This is a genomic window from Bifidobacterium miconis (genome assembly GCF_019331735.1).
In the GTDB taxonomy this organism is placed as follows: domain Bacteria; phylum Actinomycetota; class Actinomycetes; order Actinomycetales; family Bifidobacteriaceae; genus Bifidobacterium; species Bifidobacterium miconis.
This window is the reverse complement of record NZ_JAHBBH010000007.1, coordinates 55,595-73,589: the sequence shown is the minus strand read 5'-3', so window position 1 is coordinate 73,589 and position 17,995 is coordinate 55,595. Positions and strand designations below refer to the sequence as shown.

General features: G+C 64.3%; 10 protein-coding genes and 1 riboswitch. Of the genes, 7 read left to right on the top strand and 3 right to left on the bottom strand.

All coding sequences use genetic code 11. The features are described from left to right. Positions 1-214 precede the first annotated feature (214 nt). Entirely contained in the window at positions 215-1,690 is a 1,476-nt protein-coding gene (locus tag KIH79_RS03915) for an amino acid permease (RefSeq protein WP_219058212.1), read from the bottom strand. A 331-nt stretch (positions 1,691-2,021) separates the two neighbouring features. Between KIH79_RS03915 and KIH79_RS03910 the strand changes: the two genes are divergently transcribed. From KIH79_RS03910 to KIH79_RS03900, 3 genes are all read left to right on the top strand, one after another. After that, positions 2,022-2,723 carry an ABC transporter ATP-binding protein gene (locus tag KIH79_RS03910; protein WP_219058211.1) on the top strand — a complete coding sequence of 234 codons (702 nt, stop codon included), beginning with the start codon at positions 2,022-2,024 and terminating at the stop codon, positions 2,721-2,723. A 380-nt stretch (positions 2,724-3,103) separates the two neighbouring features. Next, positions 3,104-7,006, top strand: coding sequence for an FtsX-like permease family protein (locus KIH79_RS12795; protein ID WP_236023595.1), 3,903 nt, complete (start codon positions 3,104-3,106; stop codon positions 7,004-7,006). 267 nt (positions 7,007-7,273) lie between these two features. Further along, a complete protein-coding gene (locus tag KIH79_RS03900; RefSeq protein WP_219058210.1) occupies positions 7,274-8,779 on the top strand; it encodes an amino acid permease in 1,506 nt (501 codons plus the stop codon). Positions 8,780-9,109: 330 nt separating this feature from the next. On the opposite strand, the gene KIH79_RS03895 is transcribed toward KIH79_RS03900, so the two are convergent. Continuing rightward, positions 9,110-10,012, bottom strand: a complete 903-nt coding sequence (locus KIH79_RS03895; protein WP_219058209.1) for a thiazole synthase — start codon at positions 10,010-10,012, stop codon at positions 9,110-9,112. 95 nt (positions 10,013-10,107) lie between these two features. Then, the gene (gene thiS, locus KIH79_RS03890) at positions 10,108-10,302 is read right to left on the bottom strand and encodes a sulfur carrier protein ThiS (RefSeq protein WP_033492650.1); all 195 of its coding nucleotides are present in this window, start codon (positions 10,300-10,302) and stop codon (positions 10,108-10,110) included. A gap of 477 nt (positions 10,303-10,779) precedes the next feature. Next, positions 10,780-10,883: riboswitch (TPP riboswitch) on the bottom strand. A gap of 131 nt (positions 10,884-11,014) precedes the next feature. Here thiS and KIH79_RS03885 point away from each other — a divergent pair. The 4 genes from KIH79_RS03885 (at position 11,015) to KIH79_RS03870 (ending at position 17,900) form a co-directional block, all read left to right on the top strand. Continuing rightward, positions 11,015-12,037: an aldo/keto reductase gene (locus KIH79_RS03885; protein WP_236023589.1), complete on the top strand. Its 1,023-nt coding sequence runs from the start codon at positions 11,015-11,017 to the stop codon at positions 12,035-12,037. A gap of 1,115 nt (positions 12,038-13,152) precedes the next feature. Further along, positions 13,153-13,641: a MarR family winged helix-turn-helix transcriptional regulator gene (locus KIH79_RS03880; RefSeq protein ID WP_219058207.1), complete on the top strand. Its 489-nt coding sequence runs from the start codon at positions 13,153-13,155 to the stop codon at positions 13,639-13,641. A 339-nt stretch (positions 13,642-13,980) separates the two neighbouring features. Beyond that, the gene (locus tag KIH79_RS03875) at positions 13,981-15,867 is read left to right on the top strand and encodes an ABC transporter ATP-binding protein (protein ID WP_219058206.1); all 1,887 of its coding nucleotides are present in this window, start codon (positions 13,981-13,983) and stop codon (positions 15,865-15,867) included. 185 nt (positions 15,868-16,052) lie between these two features. Then, positions 16,053-17,900 carry an ABC transporter ATP-binding protein gene (locus KIH79_RS03870; RefSeq protein ID WP_219058238.1) on the top strand — a complete coding sequence of 616 codons (1,848 nt, stop codon included), beginning with the start codon at positions 16,053-16,055 and terminating at the stop codon, positions 17,898-17,900. Positions 17,901-17,995: the final 95 nt, after the last annotated feature.

Genomic DNA, 17,995 nt, shown 5'->3' with positions numbered 1-17,995 from the left:
TCAGCGCATATGATTCACGTTTTTCATAGCGCTGAGCATGATTTCATTCCCGTTTTTGGACGGCAAAAGGCCGTGGCCTGGCTGCCGATAGGTTATCGGTGGACCAGGTCACGGCCTTTGAGAATGCCTGTCATATGGCCGCCACGGCCGCCGCACTGCCTGCCTTGACGCCTACGGGGAGTCTGCGGCGGCACATGAGCGGTGGTGAGAACTTCTACTTGCGCGCCTGCGTGAGCTGGTAGGCGACCAGCAGCACGGCCAACCAGATCACGCCGGCCACCACCGCGATGCGGTAGCTCGGCGAGAAGCACATGAGCACCACCACCAGCGCGAGGAACGCGAGCACGATGTACGGCATCGCGTTCGCGAGCGGCAGCTTGAACTGGATCTTGTCCAGCGCCTCGTCGCCGTGCAGTCCGGCGAGTTCCGCTGGGCCGTCGCCCGCCGCGACGACCTTGCGGAAATGCACTTCCGTGATCATGATCATCGACCAGTTGATCACGCCGGCGATCGTCGCGATCGACATGAGATAGTTGAACGCGAACGCCGGCCACAGGAACACGACGACCACGGCCAGCGCCGTGATGATCGCGGACGTGATCACGCCGGCCACCGGCACGCCGCGCGAGTTCAGCTTGCCGAGGTACGCGGGTGCGTTGCCTTGCTTGGCGAGTGAGTACAGCATGCGCGAGTTCGCGTACAGGCCGGAGTTGTAGACGCTCATCACGGCGGTCAGGCACACGAAGTTGAGGATGCCGGCGGCCGCGTGCACGCCCACCGAGTCGAAGATCTGCACGAACGGGCTGGACTTGCCGTCGATCGTGTTCCACGGCACCACGGCCATGATCACGCCGAGCGCGCCGATGTAGAACACGAGAATACGCCAGATGATGCCGTTCGTCGCGCGCGGGATCGTCGTGCGCGGGTTCTCCGTTTCGCCCGCGGTGATGCCGATCAGCTCGGTGCCGCCGAAGCTGAACATGACGACGCACAGGGCCATGAGCAGACCGGTCCACTGGCCGTCGGCCGTGCGCTGCATGAGGCCGTGCGGGAAGAAGCCGCCGTCGATCGCGAACCAGTTCGCGAAGCTGGCCTTGATGCCCGAGTCGGTCGGAAGCCCCGCGACGAGCACGGCGAGGCCGCCGAGGATCATCGCGACGACGGCCACGATCTTGATGATCGCGAACCAGAACTCGAACTCGCCGAACTTGCTCACGCCGAGCAGGTTCGCGGCGGCGATGACCACGAGGAACACGGCCGCGGACACCCACTGCGGGATGTTCGGGAACCAGTAGTTGACGAAGCTGCCGACGACTGACAGCTCGACCATCGACACGAGGATGTAGTTGAACCAGTAGTTCCAGCCGCTCACGAATCCGGCGCGCTTTGACCAGTAGCGGGTCGCGTAGTAGCTGAACGCGCCGGCCTTCGGATCCTCGACCGACATTTCGCTCAGCGCGCGCACGATCATGAAGATCGCGAGGCCGCCGACCAGATACGCCAGCAGAATCGACGGGCCGGCCAGCGAAATCGACTCGCTCGAACCGTAGAACAGGCCCGTGCCGATCGCGCCGCCCAGTGCGATGAGCTGAATATGGCGGTTTTTCAGTGATTTGCGCAGCGTCGCCGGCACCGGCACGTCGTCGGTTTCGCGCGACTTGCGCGCCGGCGCGGTGGTCTTGTCGACCATATGCTCTCCAATCTCTCGGTTGTCGCCTGTAGCCGGCGGTCGACGCGACGTGCGGTGTTGCGTTCGGCGCGATGCTGCATGCGTACCTGTAAACGAAGGTATTGTAAGGCCGATAGGTAATGCGGACGTTGTCATATCTCGCCGCACGTACGGTCGACGCGTAAGTTCGTCGCTCGGTCGCGACTCGGTTGTGTTGGTCGCCTCGGTTGCGTCCGGCGCCGACTGCGTCGATACGCTGCATCGGGCCGACGATGTGGGAGAATGTAGGGAGTATGACCGGTCCGCCGTTGCATCGCCTGACCGGCTGTAAACGGCACGATGGGGGTGCGCGATGACGTATATCGAGTTCGACGAGGTGACCAAGGAGTACCCGGCCGGCGAAACGGTGATCCGTGCGCTCGACGGTGCCAGTTTCACCGCGGACGCGGGCGAACTGACCGTCATCCTCGGCCAATCCGGCGCGGGCAAAACCACGGCGCTCAACATTCTCGGCGGCATGGACACGGCCACGTCCGGCCGTGTGGTCGTCGGCGGGCGCGACATCACCGGCCTGCGCAAGCGCGACCTGATCGCCTACCGCCGCACCGACATCGGCTTCGTCTTCCAGTTCTACAATCTCGTGCCGAACCTGACCGCGCTTGAAAACGTGGAGCTCGCCAGCCAGATCTGCCCCGACCATTTCGACCCGGCCGACACGCTGCGCAAAGTCGGCCTAGAGCACCGGCTCAACAACTTCCCCGCGCAACTGAGCGGCGGCGAGCAGCAGCGCGTCTCCATCGCGCGCGCGATCGCGAAGAAGCCGAAACTGCTGCTGTGCGACGAGCCGACCGGCGCGCTCGACTACGAAACCGGCAAGGAGGTGCTGCAGCTGCTGCAGACCATCTGCCACGAGGAGGGCATGACGGTCATGATCATCACGCACAACTCCGCGCTCGCGCCCATGGCGCACAAGGTGATCCGCTTCCGTTCCGGCAAGGTGACGAGCGAGGAGACGAACCCCGCGCCCACGCCGATCGCCGACATCGAGTGGTGAAACGGCGGGTGGTTACGATGGGACGCAAACAGCGGTACGGCAAGATGAGCGGCAAGGCCGGCGGCGCGATTGACGGCGAAGCCGGTGCGGCGGATACGAACGTTGCGGATGATGCCGGCGGCACGGACGCGATGACGAACGTCGCGTACAAGGAGGCGCCAGCGTCTATGACGGATGATGATGACGCTCCGCGGTACGCCGTGAACGTTGGCCGTTCGGCTGCGGACGACGCCGATGATGCGGATGCCGCGGCCGCTGCGGCGTACGAGGATGAACTGGCGTCCGTGTCGGACGACGTGGTGACCGACCGGGGTGCGTACGATGCGTCGGCGGGCGACGCGTACGAGGACGCTGCGGACCGTGCCGCGTCCGGCCGCGGTATGTCCGCCGCGTTCGCGAAGGATACGCTGCGCTGCTGGCTGCGCGGATGGAGGCGGTTCGTGTCGATTGCCGTGATTTCGCTGCTCGGCGTGGCCGTGCTCACCGGCATCTACGCCGGCTGCCGCGACATGTTCCTCGCCGCCGACCGATTCTACGACGCTCAGGGACTGCACGACATCCAGGTGCTGTCCACGCTCGGCCTGACCGACGACGACGTGGCCGCGCTCAAGTCGATCGAAGGCGTGGCGACCGTGCAGCCCGAGCGCAGCCAGAGCGTCGAAACCGAGGTGGACGGCACGGCCAAAACCGTGACGCTCGCCGAAATCGGCACGGCCGAACTTGACCAACCGTATCTGCAGGAAGGCCGCATGCCGGCCGCTGCCGGCGAAGTCGCGGTCACGAAGAAGTTCCTGATGGATAGTGGGCTGAAGATCGGCGACACGCTCACCGTCACGCCGACCGACAATGCCGATAACACCGCCGACGCGACCGACGAGCAATCCCCGCGCTTCCCGACCAAACTCACCATCGTCGGCGAAGTCCTCGATCCCAAGGACGTGAGCAATCCCGACGGCATCGGCAGCAAGGCGTTCCGCCAGACCATCGCCTCCGACTACACGTTCTTCGCGCCGTCCGCCGGCGTGACCGGCGACGTCTACACCGCTATCAGCATCACCGTCACGGGCGCAGTCGACGAAAGCTCGTTCGGCGGCCGCTATGACGACACGGTCCGCGCCGTCGCCGAACGCATCGAGCACAAGGTGCAGACCAGTCGTCAGCAAGCCCGCCGCCAACAGCTCGTCGACGCGGCCCAGGCCAAGCTCGACGCCGCCAAAACCAAGGCCGACAAGCAGTTCGACGACGCGCAGGCGAAACTCGACAAGAGCTCCGCTGACCTGCTCAAAGGCCGCAACGAGCTGGAAACCAATCGCGGCAAGCTCGACGAGAACGAGGCCAAGATCAAGGACGGCGAGCGGCAGATCAAGGACGCGCGCGAGCAGATCGCCAAGGCCAAACAGCAGCTCGACGACGGTCGCGAGCAGCTCAAGACGGCCCGCGCGCAGCTCGACGCCGGCAACGCGCAGCTCAAGTCGGCGCGATCCCAGCTGACCGCCGCGCAAAACGCGCTCGCCGACAAACGCAAGCCGATCGACGACGGCATCGCGCAGGCGAAACAGGGCATCGCCGCGATCGACGGCACGCTGGACGCGATCGGCAAGGCCAAGAACGCGCTCGCCGCACTGCCGCCGGCCGGAGACGCCGCGTCCGGTCGGTCCGCCCGCTCCGGTGCGTCCGGTGCGTCCGATACGGCAGCCGGCAGCACGGTCAACGCCAACAACTCCAACGTCAACGCAGCCAACGCGCAATCCCGCGGCGAATCCCGTGCCAACGACCAGTGGACGAACGTGCGCAAACAGCTCGCCGCGCTCGGCATCAGCGCGCCGCAATCGCAGCCTGACCAGGCCTCAATCAGCGCGCTTGCCGGCCAACTGGACGCCCGGCGCTCCGGCCTCGCCGCACAGCGCGAACAGCTCGCTCAGCAACGCGACCAACTCACCGCCACGCTGCACAACACCATCGCGCCAGCCCAGGCCCAACTCGACCAGCAGCACACGCAGCTCGTCTCGCAGGAACTCAAGGCCGCCGACAGCAACGTCAAACTCAACCAGCAAGGCAAGCAACTCGACGAGACCGCGGCCAAACTCGACGAACAGTCCAAGGAACTCGACAAGCGGGAAACCGAGCTCAAGGACGGTCGCAAGAAGCTCGAAGCCGGCCGCAAGCAGCTGAAAACCGCGGAAGCCAAGCTTGCCGACGGCGAGAAGCAGCTCACCGCCGCGCAGAAGAAGCTCGACCAGAACAAGCAGCAGGTCAGCGATGAGTTCGACCGGCAACAGCAGCGCGTCGACGACATCGCCGAAGCGCGCTGGTACGTGCAGACGCGCTCCGCGATCGGCGGATTCAGCGCGATCAAATCCGACCTGAGTTCGATCGAATCGATCGGCCGCGCGTTCCCCGTCGTGTTCCTGCTCGTCGCCGTGCTCATGAGCCTGACGACCATGACGCGCATGGTTGAAGAGGAGCGCGGCCTGATCGGCACGTACGTTGGGCTCGGCTACGGGCCGGCCGCGATCGGCGCGCGCTATGTGCTGTTCGCCGCGCTCGCCTGCCTGATCGGCGGCGGACTCGGTCTGATCGCCGGATTCATCGGCATTCCGGCGTTCCTGCTCGTCGTGCTGCAGGGACTGTACACCGTGCCCGACGTGCGCTTCGAATACGACTGGCTGACCGGCTCGGTCGGCATCGCGCTGTTCGTGGTCGGCGTGGTCGCGGCCACGGTGATCGCGGTGGCCGGCGAACTGCGGCGCACGCCGGCCGAACTCATGCGGCCGAAGGCTCCGAGGGCCGGCTCGCGCGTGCTGCTCGAACATATCGGGCCGCTGTGGCGGCGCATGAAATTCCTTAACAAGGTCACCGTGCGCAACCTCGTGCGGTTCAAGTCGCGGCTGATCATGACGGTCGGCGGTGTGGCCGGCTGCACCGCGCTCATCGTGTGCGGGCTGGCGATCAGTGACACGGTCGACGCGCTGCCGGTCACGCAGTATCGCGACGTGTACCGGTACGATCTGATGGTCGTGGCGGATCACGACCACGTCGCGTCGCTGCTCGAGCGGCTGCGCGACGATGGCGCGATTGCGGATGCCGATGATGCGTCCGGGACGTCCGGGGCGTCCGGCTCCGGCGATGTGACTGGTGATTCCGATTCGTCCGGCACGTCCGGTTCGTCCGGCACGTCCGATTCGTCCGGTGGGACGGCTTCGGACGCTTCGTTCGCGCTGGCGCGAGTCGAAAACGGCGAAATCACGACCGGCATGAACGAAACGGAAACCGTGCAGATCGTCACCGTGCCGGACGAATCCGCGCTCGACCGGATCGTCGACCTGCGCTCGGCCTCGGACGGCTCGCCGATACGCCTGTCCTCGTTCGAATACGGCCGGCCGAACGGCGTGATCGTTGCGCAAAGCGCGGCGAACGCGCTCGGCGTGCGCGCCGGCGATCGGATCACGCTTAAAAACGGCTCGGCGCAACGCAGGCAGGTGCGTGTCGTTGCGGTCAGCCGGTCGGTGATCGGCTCGGACGTGTACGTGACGGCCGGCGACTACCGGCGGTTCTTCGGCGGGACTGCGGATGGCGGCGCGGGTGCGGGCGAGGCTGCGGCGGCCGGTACGGCTATGGGTTCGGCTCAGGGCTCGGCTGCGGATTCGGCTGCGGATTCAGCCGCAGATTCGGCAAACAGTGACGGCGATTCCGCGAAAGACGCGACCAATGCCGATACGCCGGAAACCGTGGTCGACGGCGTGCAGATGAACACGATTTTCGCGCGATACAGCGGCTCCGACGACGAGCAGATCGCCTACGCGGAACGGCTCGGCAAGGATGCGAACGTGCTCAGTGTGGCGAGCACGGCCGACCTGCGGCGCAGTTTCAGCTTCGACCTGATGGGCGCGGTGGTGGCGCTCATCGTGGCGTTGGCCGGAGGGTTGGCGCTCGTGGTGCTGTTCACGCTCGCCAACACGAACGTGTCGGAGCGCGTGCGCGAAATGGCCACGCTCAAGGTGCTCGGCTTCTTCGACCGCGAAGTGCACCGGTACGTGAACCGCGAAATGATGATCCTAACCGTGCTCGGCGTGATCGTCGGCCTGCCGGTCGGCCGGTGGGTCGGCGGGCTGCTTACGGCGGCGCTGGCCATGCCCGGCATCTACTTCGAGGTGACCGTGCGCTGGCAAAGCTATGCGATCGCCGCGGCGGTCACGCTCGTCTTCGCGCTGCTCGTGCAGGTCTTCACCAATCCGGTCCTCGACCGCATCGACCCCGCCGTCTCCCTCAAATCGGTGGAGTAGCGCCCAGCGCTTTGTCGGGCTTAAACTGCTGCATTCCTTTTTTCTCGGCTCCCCTTGTCAGGGGAGCTGTCACGCAGTGACTGAGGGGTAGTCAGAACCCATCGCATGAAGTCCGACTGGCATGAGGGAAGGGAAAAGTTCAACGAATTGAACTTTTGGGCGAAATGCGCACGATATCGTTACGCGGAAGCATTGAACCGGGACGGTTTTGGTAACGTGCGCGATGATACAGTGTGAACCTGTATTTCTCGAAAGAGCAGGTGGTACATGAGCAACAGCCAACACGATCCGCAGGGCGGCACCCTGTCCTCCGTCGAAAGCCTCGACGAACACAACCAGATGGCCCGCGGCCTGAACAACCGTCACGTCCAGTTCATCGCCATCGGCGGCACCATCGGCACGGGTCTGTTCCTCGGCTCCGGCAAGTCGATCGCACTGACCGGACCGAGCATCATCTTCGTGTACATCGCCGTCGGCGTCATCATGTTCCTGCTGATGCGCGCCATCGGCGAACTCATGTACCGCGACCCCAGCCAGCACACGTTCATCAACTTCATCCGCCGCTATCTCGGCAACGGCTGGGGCAAGTTCGCGGGCTGGTCGTACTGGATCGTGCTCGTGCTCATCGGCATGAGCGAAATCACGGCCGTCTCCACGTACTTCATCACGTTCTTCGACACGTTCGGCATCGATCTGGCCCACTGGAAATGGCTGATCGAACTGTGCTTCCTCGCCGCTCTCGTCACGATCAACCTGATCGCCGTCAAGGCGTTCGGCGAGGCGGAATTCTGGTTCTCGATGATCAAAATCACGCTGATCTGCGCGATGATCGCGACCGCGGTCGTCATGGTCGTGATCGGCTACCACTACGACGCCGTGCAGATCACCGGGCAGGACGGCGTCTCGCCCGGCGGCCATGCGGGACTCGACAACATCACGAACAACTTCTCGATCGCGCCGAACGGCTGGCTCGCGTTCCTCATGAGCTTCCAGATGGTGTTCTACGCCTACGAGATGATCGAATTCGTGGGCGTCACCGTCTCTGAGACGCAGAACCCGCGCAAGGTGCTGCCGAAGGCCGTCAACGAGATCATCGTGCGCGTGCTCATCTTCTACGTGGGCGCGCTGCTGGCGATCATGTGCATCGTGCCGTGGACCACGTTCAAGCCGAACGCGGACGGCTCGTTCGCCTCGCCGTTCATCATGGTGTTCCAGTACGCGGGACTCAAGTGGGCGGCCGCACTCGTGTTCTTCGTGGTCATCACCGCGGCATCGTCGGCGCTGAACTCGCTGCTGTACTCGGCCGGACGCCACCTGTACCAGCTGGCCGTCGAATCCGAATCGCCGACGTTCCAGAAGCTCGGCGTCGTCTCCAAGCGTCAGGTGCCGGCGCGCGCGATCCTCGCGTCCGCGGCGCTGATCCTGCTCTCGCCGGTCATCAACGCGCTGCCGGGCGTCTCCGGCGCGTTCGTGCTGTTCGCGTCCGCGTCGTCCGCCGTGATCATCTTCATCTACACGCTGACGATGATCGCGCACCGCCGCTACCGTCGTTCCGCCGACTTCATCCCGGACGGATTCGTGATGCCGGCGTGGCGTTTTACCAACACGCTGGCGATCGCGTTCTTCGTGTTCGTGTACTGCACGCTCTTCCTGGCCGACGACACGCGCGGCTCCGCGATCGCCGGTCTGGTGTGGCTCGCGGTGTTCGGCGGCTACTGCCTGCTGCACGAGCGGTTCGAGTCGCGCGACCTCAAGGAGGCGCTGGGCAGGTAGCGGCTTTTTGTTGGCACAAGGCTGACTCGGGCCTGCGCGCACGGCTGGTGGAGCTGTGCCGTCTGCTGGATGTCCCAGCATCAGACCCGGGCTTGCATGCACGGGCTGGTGTGAGCTCGGCGTGGGTTTGCGCGGACCCGCATGAGACCGTAAGTATGCGCCGATGACGTGGGGGCTGCGGGCTTGCTGCCGTTTCACTCCTTCGAAACGGCAGCAAGCCCGCAGCCCCCACGTCATGTTGGCATACATACGGCCGGTTGGCCGGTGCGGGCGGCTTCACGCGAGTGCCTACATGCCTACACGGGTTCTCCCGATGGGACGCGTGGCCGATCAGGCGGTCGGGGCGCTAGGGGAGAGGTAGTCGGCGGCATTGGTGGGGCTGGACGGGACGGCATGACCCTCGGTCACGGTGCCGAGGCCGGCGAGGTACGCCTCGCGGCCGGCCTCGATCGCGTGCTTGAATGCGCGCGCCATCACCGGGATGTTGCCCGCGGAGGCGATCGCCGTGTACGCCATCACCGCGTCCGCGCCCATCTCCATCGCTTCGGCGGCCTGGCTCGGCCGGCCGATGCCCGCGTCGATGATGACCGGCACGTGCGCGTTCGCGATGATCACCTCGATGAAGTCGCGCATGCGCAGGCCCTTGTTCGAACCGATCAGCGAGCCGAGCGGCATCACGCACGCTGCGCCCGCGTCCTCCAACTGCCGCGCCGCGATCGGATCCGGGAACATGTACGGCATCACCACGAACCCCTCCTTCGCGAGCATTTCGGTCGCGCGGATCGTCTCCGCGTTGTCGGGCAGCAGGTACTTCGTCTCGTGCTCGATCTCGACCTTTACGAAATCGGTCTCGCACACCTCGCGAGCGAGCCGCGCGATGCGCACCGCCTCCTCCGCGTTGCGCGCGCCCGACGTGTTCGGCAGCATCGTGATGCCCTTGGGAATGTAGTCGAGCAGGTTGTTTTCGGTGGTGCGGCAGCGGCGCAGCGCCATCGTGACGATCTGCGTGCCCGCGTTCTCGATCGTGGCTTTGATGAGGTTGAGATCGTAGCGGCCCGAGCCGAGAATGAAGCGGCTCGTGAACTTGTGCCCGCCGAGGATGAGCGGGTCGGCCTCGCCGGTGGCGATCGCGTCGTAGGCGTGGGCGTCCGGCTCGGGCAGTAGGGCGGTGTTCGTCGCGGTGCCGACGAGCTCGTCGAGCGTGGGCTCGCTGGTGGATTCGTTCGTGGTCATGGTTACTCCTTTGTATTGAGACTTATTGAGATCGGTGTGAGATTGGTGTGATGCGGATTGCCCGTCCGTCGCCATGCGTCCGGCGGCGCGCGGCCTCAGCCGCCCTGCACGAACGTGACGATCTCCAGGGTGTCGGTGCCCTTGAGCATCGTCTCCGCGCGCTTGGCCCGCGGCACGATCGCCCCGTTCAGCTCGACGGCGACGCGTGCCGCCCTGAGTCCCTTGCGCTCGAGCAGATCGGCGACGCTGATCGGCTCGTCGAGCGTTTCCTCCTGACCGTTGACGATCATCGGTTCCCCTTCCTCTTCCGGGTTGGCTTTCTGGGTATGGTTCCGGGTGCTTTGCCCGCTCGCGCGGCATTCGGTCCCGGACGCGCGGCACCGAGGCCGTGCGTCCGTGGAACCGCCGGGACCACGGCCGGGCGCCACGAAAAAAGGGTCGCTGAAGCAGCCGTACCCTGTAAGGTGGTGCGCCCCTTCATGACCCTTGTGCAAGTACCACTAGTTGTTGTTCTGTTGTTCTTCAGTTGTCGTCGCAGCCCGCCGGAATCCCATGCGCCTGCTGGTCGGTCGCGTCCGCAGTCGTGTCCACGGTTGCGTTGCGAGCGGCACGTCTGTGGACATGCCGCCGCGGGCTTGCCGTCGGATCCGTGCCATGCGTCGGTGACGAGTCCGCGCACGTCGGAACCGTGCGAATGTCGCGCCGATCAGACGGACAAACGGTCATGGTCGAATGAGCTGGAGAATATCGCGAACCGCCGCGCTGTTGCGGCGAAACAACCCGTTTCCTTACGGCGGCATTACCCGCATCAAGTTGACGGTCGAAGCTCGCGACTTCCTCTCAGCCCATCCGGGCTCCCGTTCGGTTGCATGTCCATCATAGGCCCCGGGGTGTGACATGATGGGCGGTATGACGGCATTGCAGCATAGTACTGATTCCACTGGTCCCGCGGATTTTGCTCATACGGTCGATTTCGCGGGTCATCGTATTCCGCGGCTCGGCATGGGCACGATGGCACTCGCGATCGAGGGGCGCCCGGACCGCGCGACCGCGATCGGCACGATTCACGCCGCGCTCGACGCGGGCGTGCGCTATCTCGACACCGCGTGGTCGTATTATCTGCCGACCGCTCCGGGAGCGGACGGCACCGGCGTTTCTACCGATTTCGGTTACGGCGAGACGCTGGTGCGTGATGCGCTCGCCAGTTGGGACGGTCCGCGCGACGAAGTTTTGGTCGCCACGAAAACGGGTTATCGCCGCACGATCGACGCAGCCGTGGCGGCCGAGCCGACGGCTGCGTCCGATGCGGTGCAGGATGATGCGCACCCGACAGTCGACCATGACAGTCGTGACATGCACTATGACTGCGATGCGCGCGACGATGACCGCAACGGCAATGTCGACGCCACCGCCGACGCGTCCGATCGCCAACGGCTGCAGGCGGCCGGCAGCCGGTACGGATGGATGGCTGATTCGCGCCCGGAGACGATGATCCGCGACGCGAAGGAGTCGGCGATGCGGCTCGGCGTCGACGCGCTCGACCTGTTGTATTCGCACGGTCCTGATCCGGCCGTGCCGTACGAGGACCAGATGGGCGCGCTCAGGACGCTGCTGGACGAGGGCGTGATTCGCTATGCCGGCATTTCCCGCGTGGACAACGCGCAGATCGACACGGCCCGGGAGATTCTCGGGGACGGGCTGATCGCCGTGCAGAACCAATTTTCCCCGTCGCACCCCGATCCGGAGCATACGATGGCGCACTGCGCCGAACTCGGGATTGATTTCGTGTGCTGGTCGCCGCTCGGCGGCTTTCTCGATCCGTTCGATCAGACCGCCTACGACCCGTTCCGCAAGGTGGCTGCCGCCCGCGGCGTCTCCTACCAGCGCGTCGTGCTCGCGTGGGAGCTGACTCGCTATGATCACCTCTTCACGATCCCCAGCGCCCGCAACCCGCACGAAATCAACGATTCCTTTGCTGCGATCGATCTGCATCTCACTCCCGAAGAGCTTGCTGCGCTCGGCTAGTGTTCTGTCGGGCTTAATGTGAAGGGCAGTTCGTACCCATTGCATCCGGTCCGACAGAGCACGAGCGATGCGATGCCGCGTAAACGGTATCGTTGCGTTACATCTTCCCTCAGTAGGAGTCCGTAAGTGGCGGCAATGTCACGCTGGCGGAGGATTCAGCGTGACATTACCGCTAGGAACGTGCGGATTGTATCGCCGATGTCACGCAAAAAGAGATTGATGAGGGTATGGGCTGGAGCATATGGAGTCGTAGGGAGTTTTGAGCAGTTTTGAGCGGTTCGTCTCGACTGCGTCCGGGCGAATGCCGGATTGCAAAACGGCGGCTGTCGGTCGGATGTTATGTTTCCGATCGGCAGCCGCCGTCATACAAGAAAGAACGAACCGCGACTCAGTGATGCAGCGGACGTGCGTTGGTGTGGTGGTACTGGAATGCACCGTGCACCAGAGCGGAGGTGAAATGCTCTCCGCACATACCGTATTCCTCGGCTTCGTGTCCGCATCCGGCTATGCTGCACAGGCTACGTATCGGTATTCCTATCGTGTTCATAATCTTCCCCTTCTCTGGGCCTTCTCCTCAGGCGTCTCCGCCGGCGCTAACTGCTTTGCCAACGTCACTATTCAGTATATCGGTCATATGTTGAGATGCCTATGATACACCCGTTACTGTAAGGCAGGTCACACTTCTCCGGGCGTGGCGTTAACGCAAACATGGCAAACTGGATAATTTACTTGAGTCCGCACGGGTCAAGTTTTGGTACGATCGTCCAAATTGCCATCCTATGTGTCGCGTGTCGTAGGAGTGGCGTCAGGGGTCCTGATGGTTCGGGCTTTGCTGGGTCGAACCGCGATCTTCGCGCAACAGTGGGCGGCATCGCGATTCGGCGACTTCCCGCGCGCTCGGTCGACCCGCCGCCTATTGAGCGCGTGCGCGGTGCGGGGGTGCTTGTGGGGCGGATGGTCGGGAAGGCGCCGCACTGCCATCGTCGGGTTGCGTCGCGGCCGACAATTCGCCGAAATAGTTTACAGTAATGAATTGTTTATAGTGTGAGATATTATGATATGCAACGTCGGAAAGACGACGTTCGTTGTTGCCGTACGTGGCGAGGAGCATGCACATGGGATTCGAGCAGGAGGCCGTCGACGAGCTGTGGCGCACCGCGTGGTGTCATCGTTCCGACATGCAGCGCGAATTGTCGCGCGGCTCGCAGGGCGAGCTGTTCGCGATCCGTCAGCTCGCCCATCATGGCACGATGACGCCGTCGCAGCTGGCCGTTGCGCTCAACGCGACTACCGGCCGCGTTTCCACGTTGCTGTCCGCCATGGAGAAAAAAGGTCTGATCACGCGCGAAGTCGACCCTGACGATCGTCGTGTGGTGCTTGTGAACCTGACCGATGCCGGGCGCGAGCGCGGCCGGAAGGACATGGAGGAGTTGCGCGACGCGGTCTGCTGGATCTTCTCGCAGATGGGCGAGCGGCGCACGCGCGAGTTCGTCGACCTGTCGCGTGAGTTTGTGACGTACATGTCGATCTGCCGACCCGGCCAGCCGCGCCCGACTCCCGAAGAGGTTCGCAAGGCGTTCGAGGGCGGCGAGAATCAGGCGTAGCGCCCGCCCCGTCTCGCGTGGTGACGGGCTCGACCCCGCGTGGCGGAAATGGCTCGCTGACGTACGCGTCAGCGAGCCATTTCCGCCACGCGGGAACGCGCGAGGGCTGGATTCTCAGGAAACGCACAGATTCATATGCAATACCTTACACTGTAAGTAATTTGAGACTAGAAACTAATCGGGTGGTGTTCAGACTCTCTCGCAATGGGTCCGACTGCCCCTCAGCCTCGCTCCGCGAGCCAGCTCCCCTGACAAGGGGGCACCGAGATGAGGGGAACACCACGCGGATAGCCAAACCGCTTGACCGATAACCACCAACCAACTACAAGGGGAACCGCAATGCTTCGCATCATGAAATACCTCTCCAAAGCGGAGATAGGCCAGATGCTCATCGCCCTGGTGACCATCGTCGGCCAGATCTGGTTCGACCTCGAACTGCCCGACTACATGTCCGACATCACCACGCTCGTCGAAACGCCCGGCAGCGAGATGCGCGACATCTGGATCGCCGGCGGCAAGATGCTGCTCGTCTCGCTCGGCTCGGTCGCCTGCGCGGTCGTGACCGGCTACATCGCCGCGCGCGTCGCCTCCAGCTTCGGCCAGCGCCTGCGCTCGCTCGAATTCCGTAAGGTCGAATCGTTCGGCCCGGCCGAAATGAGCCGCTTCTCCACCGCCAGCCTCATCACGCGTTCCACCAACGACATCACGCAAATCCAGATGTTCATCACGATGGGCCTGCAGATGATCGTCAAATCGCCGATCATGGCCGTCTGGGCCATCATGAAAATCGCCGGTGACGGCTTCGAATGGACTCTCGCTACTGCCATTGCGGTCGTGATCCTGCTCGTCGCCATCGTCGTGCTGATGGCGCTCGTTATGCCGAAATTCAAGGCGATGCAGCAGCTCACCGACAACATCAACCTCGTCGCCCGCGAGAACCTGACCGGCCTGCGCGTCGTGCGCGCGTACAACGCCGAGGACTATCAGGAAGCCAAGTTCACCAAGGCCAACAAGGACCTCACCGACACGCAGCTGTTCACCAACCGCGCGATGGCCGTGATGATGCCGCTCATGAACACCGTGATGAACGGCCTCATGCTCGCCGTCTACTGGATCGGCTCCAGCCTGATCGACGCGGCCGCGCTCACCGACAAGCTCACCGTGTTCTCCAACATGGTCGTCTTCTCCAGCTATTCCGTGCAGGTCATCATGAGCTTCCTCATGATGAGCATGGTGTTCGTGCTCTGGCCGCGCGCCGACGTCTCCGCCCAGCGCGTGCTCGAAGTGCTCGACACCGACCCGCTCGTCACGAACGGCCGCGACACGGCCGCCGACGTGGCGCGCATCGGCGGCAACCAGACCGGCACCGTCGAATTCCGCGACGTGAGTTTCACGTACCCCGACTCGCGCGAGCCGATCCTCGAACACGTCTCGTTCGAAGCCAAGCACGGCCAGACCGTCGCGTTCATCGGCGCGACCGGATCCGGCAAGACGAGCCTGATCAACCTCGTGCCGCGACTGTACGACGTGTCTGCCGGGCAGGTGCTCGTCGACGGCGTGGACGTGCGCGACTGGAACCTGACCGCACTGCGTGACCGCATCGGCTACGTGCCGCAGAAGTCCGTGCTGTTCAAGGGCACGGTCACAAGCAACGTCAGCTACGGCGACAGGCCGGGGAAGTCCGGCGCGGACGATGCGAGCGTCGCGCTCGCGGACACGTCCACCGCGGCCGGACGCCGGCGCGAAGCCGCGCAGCTCGCGGCCGACGCGGCGCACGACGGCAAGCTGACCGACGACGAACGCCGACGCGTGCGTGAAGCGGCCGACGTCGCGCAGGCGACGGAGTTCGTCGAGCGCATGGACGACGGGTTCGACTCGGCGATCGCGCAGGGCGGATCGAACGTGTCCGGCGGGCAGAAGCAACGTCTATCGATCGCGCGCGCCGTCTACCGCAATCCGGAGATCCTGATCTTCGACGACTCGTTCAGCGCGCTCGACTTCGCGACCGACCGCAACGTGCGCGACGCGCTCGCCGCACACGCGAAAGACGCGACCAAACTGATCGTCGCGCAGCGCATCGGCACGATCATGAACGCGGACCGCATCGTCGTGCTCGACGACGGGCGCGTGGTCGGCCAGGGCACGCACCGCGAACTGCTCGACACGTGCGACGTCTACCGCCAGATCGCCGAATCCCAACTCAGCAAGACCGAATTGACCGCTTGACCTTATCCTCGCCTCCCTCTGACGAGGGAGGTGGCATCGCGTAGCGATGACGGAGGGAGAGAAGGTGGTTAAGCAACAAAGCGTTCCATAACCATTGACTACCCCTCAGTCAGCCTTCGGCTGCCAGCTCCCCTGACAAGGGGAGCCGAGATTAACGTGAAAGGACTTATATCATGTCAGGACCAATGGGACGCGGACCGCACGGCGGCCCGGGATCCGCAACAGAAAAACCGCAGGACTTCGGCAAAACCATGGGCAAGCTCGTCCACTACTGCCGCAAGTACATCCCCGTCATCATCATCGCGCTCGTCCTCGGCGCGGCCGGCACCGTCTTCCAAATCATCGGACCGGACAAACTCAAGGACATGACCAACGAAATCACCAAGGGCCTGCCCGCCGTCGTCCACGGCAAGCCGGTCGCCGGCGCGATCGACTTCGACGCCGTCGGCCGCATCGGCTGGCTGCTCGTCGCGCTGTACGTCGGCTACGCGCTGCTCAGCTACCTGCAGAGCTGGCTCATGGCGAACGTCACGCAGCGCACCGCCCAGCAGCTGCGCGAATCGATCAGCGTGAAGATCAACAAGCTGCCGCTCAGCTATTTCGACAAGGTCAGCTACGGCGACGTGCTCAGCCGCATCACCAACGACGTCGACGCGATCGGTCAGACACTCGGCCAGTCGCTCGGCTCGCTCATCACGTCCGTCACGCTGTTCGTCGGCGCGCTCGTCATGATGTTCTGGAACAACTGGATCATGGCGCTGTGCGCGATCGGCTCCAGCCTGCTCGGACTCGTGCTCATGGGCGCGATCATGAAGGCCTCGCAGCAGTACTTCGCGCGCCAGCAGGCCGCGCTCGGCGACGTCAACGGCCACGTCGAGGAAATGTACGCCGGGCACCTCATCGTCAAAGCGTACAACGGCGAAGCCGATTCGATCCGCCGCTTCGAACGCTACAACGCCGACCTGTACGACTCCGGCTGGAAGTCGCAGTTCCTGTCCGGTCTGATGATGCCGCTCATGCAGTTCGTCGGCAACTTCGGCTACGTGGTCGTGTGCGTGGTCGGCGCGGCGCTCGCGATGGACGGACAGATCGAATTCGGCGTGATCGTGGCGTTCATGATGTACATCCGCCTGTTCACGCAGCCGCTCAGCCAGTTCGCGCAGGCGTTCCAGAACCTGCAGCGCTGCGCCGCCGCGTCCGAGCGCGTGTTCGGCTTCCTCGAGGAGCCGGAGATGGCCGACGAGTCCGACAAGCCGGCGCTGCTCGGCGCGGACCGTGCGGACGGTGCGGGACAGCCGGTGCGCGGCGACGTCGAGTTCGACCACGTGCGCTTCGAGTACGAGCCGGGCAAGCCGATCATCAACGACTTCTCCGCGACCGTCAAGGCCGGGCAGAAGGTCGCGATCGTCGGACCGACCGGCGCGGGCAAAACCACGATGGTCAACCTGCTCATGCGCTTCTACGAGATCGCCGGCGGTCGCATCACCATCGACGGCGTGGACACCAAGTCCGTGCCGCGCTGGAACGTGCACGACCAGTTCTCCATGGTGCTGCAGGACACGTGGGTGTTCCGCGGCACCGTGCGCGAAAACATCGCGTACTCCAAGCCGGGCGTGACCGACGAGCAGATCGTTGCGGCGTGCCGCGCGGTCGGACTCGACCATTACATCCAGTCGCTGCCTGACGGATACGACACGGTGCTCGACGAGAACACGTCGCTGTCGGCCGGTCAGAAGCAGCTGCTCACCATCGCCCGCGCGATGGTGCAGGACGCGCCGATCCTGATTCTGGACGAAGCGACCTCGTCGGTTGACACGCGCACCGAGGAACTCATCCAGAAGGCCATGGACGCGCTTACCGTCGGCCGCACGTCGTTCGTGATCGCGCACCGCCTCTCCACGATCCGCGACGCCGACATGATCCTCGTCATGAACCACGGCGACGTGATCGAACGCGGCACTCACGAACAGCTGCTTGCGGCCGGCGGGTTCTACGCCAACCTCTACAACAGCCAGTTCTCGCTCACCAGCTGACGGAGCGTCCTCGTCGCTGAGCCGTGAAACGGACAACCCTGTGGGTTGTCCGTAGGCGAAGTGAGCGGCTCCGCCGTGAAGGTCATGCGGAGCAT

Coding starts and splice junctions, on each gene's coding strand:
- KIH79_RS12795 (WP_236023595.1), top strand. CDS start 3,104: ATGTCCGCCGCGTTCGCGAAGGATACGCTGCGCTGCTGGCTGCGCGGA.
- KIH79_RS03900 (WP_219058210.1), top strand. CDS start 7,274: ATGAGCAACAGCCAACACGATCCGCAGGGCGGCACCCTGTCCTCCGTC.
- KIH79_RS03895 (WP_219058209.1), bottom strand. CDS start 10,012: ATGACCACGAACGAATCCACCAGCGAGCCCACGCTCGACGAGCTCGTC.
- KIH79_RS03910 (WP_219058211.1), top strand. CDS start 2,022: ATGACGTATATCGAGTTCGACGAGGTGACCAAGGAGTACCCGGCCGGC.
- KIH79_RS03880 (WP_219058207.1), top strand. CDS start 13,153: ATGGGATTCGAGCAGGAGGCCGTCGACGAGCTGTGGCGCACCGCGTGG.
- thiS (WP_033492650.1), bottom strand. CDS start 10,302: ATGATCGTCAACGGTCAGGAGGAAACGCTCGACGAGCCGATCAGCGTC.
- KIH79_RS03870 (WP_219058238.1), top strand. CDS start 16,053: ATGGGACGCGGACCGCACGGCGGCCCGGGATCCGCAACAGAAAAACCG.
- KIH79_RS03875 (WP_219058206.1), top strand. CDS start 13,981: ATGCTTCGCATCATGAAATACCTCTCCAAAGCGGAGATAGGCCAGATG.
- KIH79_RS03915 (WP_219058212.1), bottom strand. CDS start 1,690: ATGGTCGACAAGACCACCGCGCCGGCGCGCAAGTCGCGCGAAACCGAC.
- KIH79_RS03885 (WP_236023589.1), top strand. CDS start 11,015: ATGGGCACGATGGCACTCGCGATCGAGGGGCGCCCGGACCGCGCGACC.